Genomic DNA, 6,182 nt, shown 5'->3' on the forward strand with positions numbered 1-6,182 from the left:
GCGCTACTTCTTCTCCGCGATGTCCACGTACGCGCGCGTCTTCTCCCAGTCGATGCGCAGCGTGCAGACGTCGTTCTCGCGCGGCTTCTCCATGAACGTGATAAGCAGCTTCTCGATCGGGATCTCGATCAGCTCGGTCTTCATCTCGTAGCGGCCGAGGTCCTCGCCTTCGGGATACGGAATGCCCCACTGCCCGGTCTTCTTGCTCAGGACGAGCTTCCAACTCTTTTCGCTCGGGACGGTATAGAGCGTGTAGTTGCCGGCGGGAACGGTCTGGCCGCCGATGGTGAGGTCGGCGGTGGTGACGAACGTGGTCGCTTCGTTCGCGCCGGTCCGCCAGACTTCACCGTAGGGCACCAGGCCGCCGTAGATCTTGCGGCCCTTCATCGCGGGCTGGCTGTATTCCACGGTGATGGTCTTGCCGTCCGAGAAGGTGCAGACCGCGGGCTTGCCCGGCGGGCTCGGGCGCTTTGATTTGTCCGGCGCGGGTTTCTGTGCGAGCGCCAACGCGCCCATCGCCAACAGGAGTGAAAAGAGAAGAGCTTTGCGCATGATCATCCTCCGAAAGAAAGTGTAAGAGGCGCGACGCGCGGCTGCCAAGTCAGCGCAGCCGAATCTTCAGCACGATGACCGGCTTCGTCTTGTAACCCGCTTCCGGCTGCCCCTTGTCGTCGGCGTGGTTGAGCTGCGTGTTGGCGAGGTAGTGGAAGTCGTCGCCGCAGAACGTGCCGGTGGTGGGCTCTTCCAGCTCCGGACGCATCTGGTCGAGGATCTCGCTGTGGCCGATGCCGGTGGGCGCGGCCAGCTGCCAGCGCATGACGCGCGCGCGGCCCAGCACGTTCTGGATGCCGACCAAGCTGTTGCGATGCCAGTACAGGCCGTCGATGCCGACGGTCGCGACGCCGTGCGGCAGCAGCACCACGGACAGCCTCTTGGCTTTCATGTCGATGAGCGAGAGGCCGCGGCCGGAGGCCGCGACATACAGGAAATTTCCGTCTGGCGAGAACGCGATGCCGTTGGCGCCGCGCAGCTTCCCGGGTTCGACCACGGCCTCCGGCGCATTGTCGCTGCCCGGCACGAAGCGATACACCGTGCCGGCGAGCACATCGGTCGCGTAGACGTCGCCATTGGCGGTGATGTCGAGGTCGTTCAGGAAGTGCGGTTCGGTCGTCGGCATCAGGTGCTTCTCGAGGAGCTTGCCGGTTTTCAGGTCGTAGCGGTAGATCCCCGAGACGTTATCCGCATGGCCGAAGTCGGTCGCGGCCGAAGCCACTGCCCAAAGGGACTTTCCCTCGCGGTCGAGCTTCAGGCCGAGGACGAGCTGAATGCCATCCTGCTTGGAAGCGACGAAGTCGGCCGCGGTGCCGCCGGCCCCTACGCGCAGGATCTTCCGCTTGACGGTGCTGCCCACGTAGAAGGCTTTCGCGCGCGGGTCGCACGCGATGCCTTCCGGATAGAGATCCGGCTCGGCGATGGTGAACGCTACCGTGCTCTTCGCGACCTGCGGCAGGTGGTCGTCGAACTTCTTCAGCAGCGCCGGCCAGCCCGGCTCCTGCGCCAGCGCCTTGAAGCTGGGATCGATGTCGGGATGGAAGCCCAAGCCCATCGCCGCGACGCGGTCGAGCGTCTCCATCGCTTTCTGCTTCTCGCCCGCGCGCGCGTAGATCTGCGCCAGCGCGAAGAGCATGGGCGCGTCGTCGGGCGCAAGCTTCAGCGCTTCCTGCATCTTGGCGATGGCGGTGGGGAAGTCGCGCTTGCCGAGCGCGGCGCGCGCCTCGAACATCAGCGGCACCGCGGGCTCACGGTCGACCAGATCGCCGGCGAACGCCAGCACGGAACAGAGGAGTAGAGCAGCGACCCGAAGGAGCTTCATCGCACGCTATTAGACCAGAACGGCGGCGCTTCGTGAGCGCGAGTGAGGTTAGAATCGCGGCGTCGAAAGGAGCGCGAAATGGCCATCGCCGTCCTCTATCGTCCACCGGCAATGACAGCCGAGCAATATCAACAGAGCTGGGCAGGCGGAGCTCCCGTCGCTCCACCGCCGGGACTTCTCTTCCATGCAGGGTTGGGTGAGGGTACAGATTTCATGACCATCTCCGTTTGGGAGACGCGCGAAGCTTACGATGCGTTCGCGCCCGTGTTCGCCGGCATCATGGCGGCAAAGGGACTGCGTTTCGGCGCGCCGCAGATCCTTCCGGTGCACCAGGTGCTCGTCCCGACAGGGAAGTGACTACAATCGCAGGATGTCCGTCTTCGAAGACCGCAGGGAAGACCTGGAGCGCTACGAGTTCCAGATGGGCGTGCCGCGCGGGCGGCTCGCCGCCACGCTCGATACTTTGACCGACGCCATCGTGCTGGTGGGCCAGCACGGCGTCTACTGCCAGAGCGCGCGCCAGCCCGGCCGCCCCGCGATGGACGTGCAGCTCATCCTCAAGCTGCTGAACGATTCCAAGGAACTCGTGAGTTCCACCATCCAGGAGCTGCAGAACCAAAAAACTTAGCCACGGATTTCCACGGATCACACGGGAAAGAACAAATCCGTGTCAATCCGTGGCCAATCGTTCTACAGCGTGTACTTGCCGGCTTCGATCACGCGCTCGGCGATCTGCTGCCTCAGCGCGATGGTGTTGGCGGGCTCGTGCTTCGCCAGCCGCCGGATGATGGCCATCTGGCTGCGGAGCATGTCGCCCTCGGCGACCGCGGCCGCCACCTTGCGCGCCGCGAGTTCGATCTTCGCCATCGCGTCCATCAGGTAGCACTGCGTCATCGCCACGGCGAGCTTCGACTGCGACTCGCCCTGCGCCGCGATCAGCTTGCGCGCGCGCAGCATGGCCGACTCGGCCGCGAACGTCTCGATCACCATGTCGGCGATGGCGCCCATGACCTCCTGCTGGTCCTGGATGGCCATCATGTACTTCTGCGTGGCCGCGCCCGCGATGAGCAGCGTGAGCTTCTTCGCGTTGGCGATGAGCTTGCGCTCGTCGGCCAGCGCGCCCTCGAACTCCTCGCTCGAAGGCCCGGCCATCACCTCGTCGAGCGTCTTCTTGATGGCCGGCATGAGCGCGAGCTGCCCGCTCATCGCCCGCTTCAGCAGCCATCCGGTGATGATCATGCGATTGATCTCGTTGGTGCCCTCGAAGATGCGGTTGACGCGCGCGTCGCGGAAGGCGCGCTCCGCCGGGTACTCCTCGACGAAGCCGTAGCCGCCGTAGATCTGCACCTGCTCGTCGACCGTGCGGTCGATCGCCTCCGACGCCCACACCTTGGCGATCGAGCACTCCACCGCGTACTCCTCGATGCCCTTGCGGATCTGCGTGGGCGCGTCGGCCGCTTTCTTGTCGATGTCGGCGAGCGCGGCGTCGATCATGCCGATGGTGCGGTACACCAGCGCTTCGCCCGCATACACGCGGATGGCGATGTTCGCCAGCATCTCGCGGATCATGCCGAAGTCCGAGATCGCCTTGCCGAACGCCTTGCGCTGCTTGGCGTAGCCGATCGAGCTGGCCAGCGCCGTGCGCATGCCGCCCACCACGCCCGCGCCCAGCTTGAAGCGTCCGATGTTCAGGATGTTGAAGGCGATGATGTGCCCCTTGCCGATCTCACCCAGCACGTTCTCCACCGGCACCTGGCAGTCGTTCAGGATGAGCGGCGCGGTCGACGAGCCGCGGATGCCCATCTTCTTCTCCTCCGCGCCGACGGAGAAGCCGGGGAAGGTCTTCTCGACGATGAACGCAGTGAACTTCTCGCCGTCGACCTTGGCGAACACGATGTAGACGTCGGCGAAGTTGGCGTTAGTGATCCACATCTTCTCGCCGTTGAGCACGTAGTGCTTCTTGTCGGCGGAGAGCACGGCCTTGGTGCGGCAGTTCATCGCGTCGGACCCGGAGGTCGATTCCGACAGGGCGTATGCGCCCACCCACTCGCCCGAGGCGAGCTTGGGCAGGTACTTCGCCTTCTGCTCGGCGGTGCCGAAGTACACGATCGGCAGCGTGCCGATGCCGACGTGCGCGCCCCAGCTCACCGAGAACGAGCCGGACTTCGCGATGCGGTCGGCGATGATCGCGCTCGAGACCTTGTCCATGTCGGCGCCGCCGTATTCCTCGGGGACGTCGACGTTGGCGATGCCGATCTCGCTGGCTTTCTTCAGCAGCTCGCGCGTCACCGCCCACTCCTTGTGCTCGATGCGCTCGATGTTGGGAACGATCTCCTTGAGCGCGAACTCCTCGGTGGTCGCGGCGATCTGCCGGTGCTCCTCGGTGAAATCTTCCGGGGTGAAGACGTCCTCGAGCGGACGGTCCTCGATCAGCCAGCTCCCGCCGGTGATCTTCGTCTTCGGTAACGCTGCTGTGGCCATTTCGGCTCCTTAAAAAAAGCTCACCACAAAGGACACAAAGGCAACACCAAGGGTCACTGCCAACTGCTACCCAGCACGAAGCGCCTTATTCCGTCCTTCAGATGAACAACGTTGAAATTGAGAAGCAGACCCAAACCTCTACCGCTCAACTTGAGATAGGAGAGCAGTTGCGCTTGATGGATCGGTGCGATCGCGTCGATGCTCTTTACTTCGACGACAACGACATCGCCCACGAGCATGTCGATACGGTAGCCGATCTCCAGCTTCAGTCCTTCATAGAAGACCGGGAGCGGAACCTCCGTTCGAACTTCAAGGCCCTGATTACGCAATTCCTGTGCCAGGCACGCGGCATACGTGCTCTCCAGCAAACCCGGTCCCAAGGCGGTGTGGACCTTCATGGCGCCGTCGACGATCAGCTTGCTGACCGCATTCGCCGATCTCTTTGCTTGTGTTGCCACCGTTGCCATGAGGTCCTTTGTGAAGCCTTTGTGCCCTTTGTGGTGCGCTTGTCTAATTCAAGTTCTCGATGACGCCTGCCGCGCCCATGCCGCCGCCGACGCACATCGTCACGATGCCGTACTTCGCCTTGCGCCGCTGCAGCTCGCGCAGGATCGAGGCCACCAGCTTCGCGCCGGTGCAGCCCAGCGGGTGCCCGAGCGCGATGGCGCCGCCGTTCGGGTTCACCTTATCCAGCGGCAGCCCCGCTTCTTGGATGACGGAAAGCGCCTGCGCGGCAAAGGCCTCGTTCAGCTCGAACACGCTGATGTCCGCGAGCTTCAGCCCGGCCAGCTTCAGCGCCTTCGGGATGGCGTACACCGGGCCGAGGCCCATCTCTTCCGGCTTGTAGCCGGCGGTGGCGAAGGAGACCAGGCGCCCCACCGGCTTGATGCCGAGCGCCTGCGCGCGCTCCTCGGACATGACGACGGCCGCCGCCGCGCCGTCCGACATCTGCGACGAATTTCCCGCGGTCACCGTGCCTTTCATGTGGAAGGCGGGCTTCAGGCCGGCGAGCGCTTCGAGCGTAGTGTCGGCGCGCGGGCCTTCGTCCATTTTGAAGGTGATCTCCTGGCGCTTGGGCTTCGAGCCGTTGGGCGTCGTGAAGCTCACGGGTACAGGAACCAGCTCGTCGTTGAACCTGCCGGCTTCGATGGCGGCGATGGCCTTCTTGTGCGAAGCGAGCGAGAACTCGTCGGCCATCTGGCGGGTGATGCCGAAGCGCTGCGCCAGGCGCTCGGCCGTGAGGCCCATGGAGAGGTAGGCGTCGGGATAGTTCGCGACCAGCCACGGATTCGCTGAGACTTTGTTGCCGCCCATGGGGATCATGGTCATCGACTCGACGCCGCCGGCAAGCACGGCGTCGGCGCCGCCGCCGCGGATGCGCTCGGTCGCGAGCGCGATCGCCTGCAGCCCGGACGAGCAGAAGCGGTTGATGGTCATGGCCGAGATCTCGACCGGCAGGCCGGCGCGCAGGGAAGCGATGCGCGCCACGTTCATGCCTTGCTCGGCCTCGGGCATGGCGCAGCCGAGGATGACGTCTTCGATCTCCTTCGGGTCGAGCTGCGGCACGCGGGCGAGCGCGCCCTTGATGGCGACGGCGGCGAGGTCGTCGGGCCGCGTGGCACGGAGCGTGCCCTTGTAGGCCTTGCCAACGGGCGTCCGGACAGAACTCACGATGACTGCATCACGCATGAAACTTACCTTCCGACGAGGAACGTGTGCCGCACAATGGTTAGGCAGCTTAGAAACGCTATCGCCAAGAACACGACCCACGAGAAATGCTTCCCCCGCGTCATAACTGCGCTCATGAGGGCACTCAGGAGAAATGTTA

Annotated in this window: 7 protein-coding genes; 2 read left to right on the plus strand and 5 right to left on the minus strand. The window is 64.4% G+C overall.

What is annotated here, in order from left to right; genetic code table 11:
- Window positions 1-3: 3 nt before the first annotated feature.
- Complete coding sequence (locus VLA96_13230) at window positions 4-552, minus strand: DUF2911 domain-containing protein (GenBank protein ID HSE50162.1); 549 nt, start codon at window positions 550-552, stop codon at window positions 4-6.
- Between the two features lie 49 nt (window positions 553-601).
- Window positions 602-1,873, minus strand: a complete 1,272-nt coding sequence (locus VLA96_13235) for a tetratricopeptide repeat protein (protein HSE50163.1) — start codon at window positions 1,871-1,873, stop codon at window positions 602-604.
- Between the two features lie 78 nt (window positions 1,874-1,951).
- Between VLA96_13235 and VLA96_13240 the strand changes: the two genes are divergently transcribed.
- Both VLA96_13240 and VLA96_13245 read left to right on the plus strand, forming a co-directional pair.
- Window positions 1,952-2,230: a hypothetical protein gene (locus tag VLA96_13240; protein ID HSE50164.1), complete on the plus strand. Its 279-nt coding sequence runs from the start codon at window positions 1,952-1,954 to the stop codon at window positions 2,228-2,230.
- A gap of 13 nt (window positions 2,231-2,243) precedes the next feature.
- Window positions 2,244-2,501 (plus strand): hypothetical protein, encoded by a 258-nt coding sequence (locus tag VLA96_13245; GenBank protein HSE50165.1) that lies wholly within the window; start codon window positions 2,244-2,246, stop codon window positions 2,499-2,501.
- Between the two features lie 62 nt (window positions 2,502-2,563).
- Here VLA96_13245 and VLA96_13250 read toward each other — a convergent pair whose 3' ends face one another.
- The 3 genes from VLA96_13250 to VLA96_13260 are packed head-to-tail and all read right to left on the minus strand — an operon-like array spanning window position 2,564 to window position 6,043.
- On the minus strand, window positions 2,564-4,354 hold the full coding sequence (locus VLA96_13250) for an acyl-CoA dehydrogenase family protein (GenBank protein HSE50166.1): 1,791 nt from the start codon (window positions 4,352-4,354) through the stop codon (window positions 2,564-2,566).
- 53 nt (window positions 4,355-4,407) lie between these two features.
- Entirely contained in the window at window positions 4,408-4,821 is a 414-nt protein-coding gene (locus VLA96_13255) for a GxxExxY protein (protein HSE50167.1), read from the minus strand.
- 43 nt (window positions 4,822-4,864) lie between these two features.
- Window positions 4,865-6,043, minus strand: a complete 1,179-nt coding sequence (locus VLA96_13260; protein ID HSE50168.1) for an acetyl-CoA C-acyltransferase — start codon at window positions 6,041-6,043, stop codon at window positions 4,865-4,867.
- Between the last annotated feature and the right edge of the window lie 139 nt (window positions 6,044-6,182).

It is taken from the genome of Terriglobales bacterium (assembly GCA_035457425.1).
GTDB lineage: Bacteria > Acidobacteriota > Terriglobia > Terriglobales > Acidobacteriaceae > JACPNR01.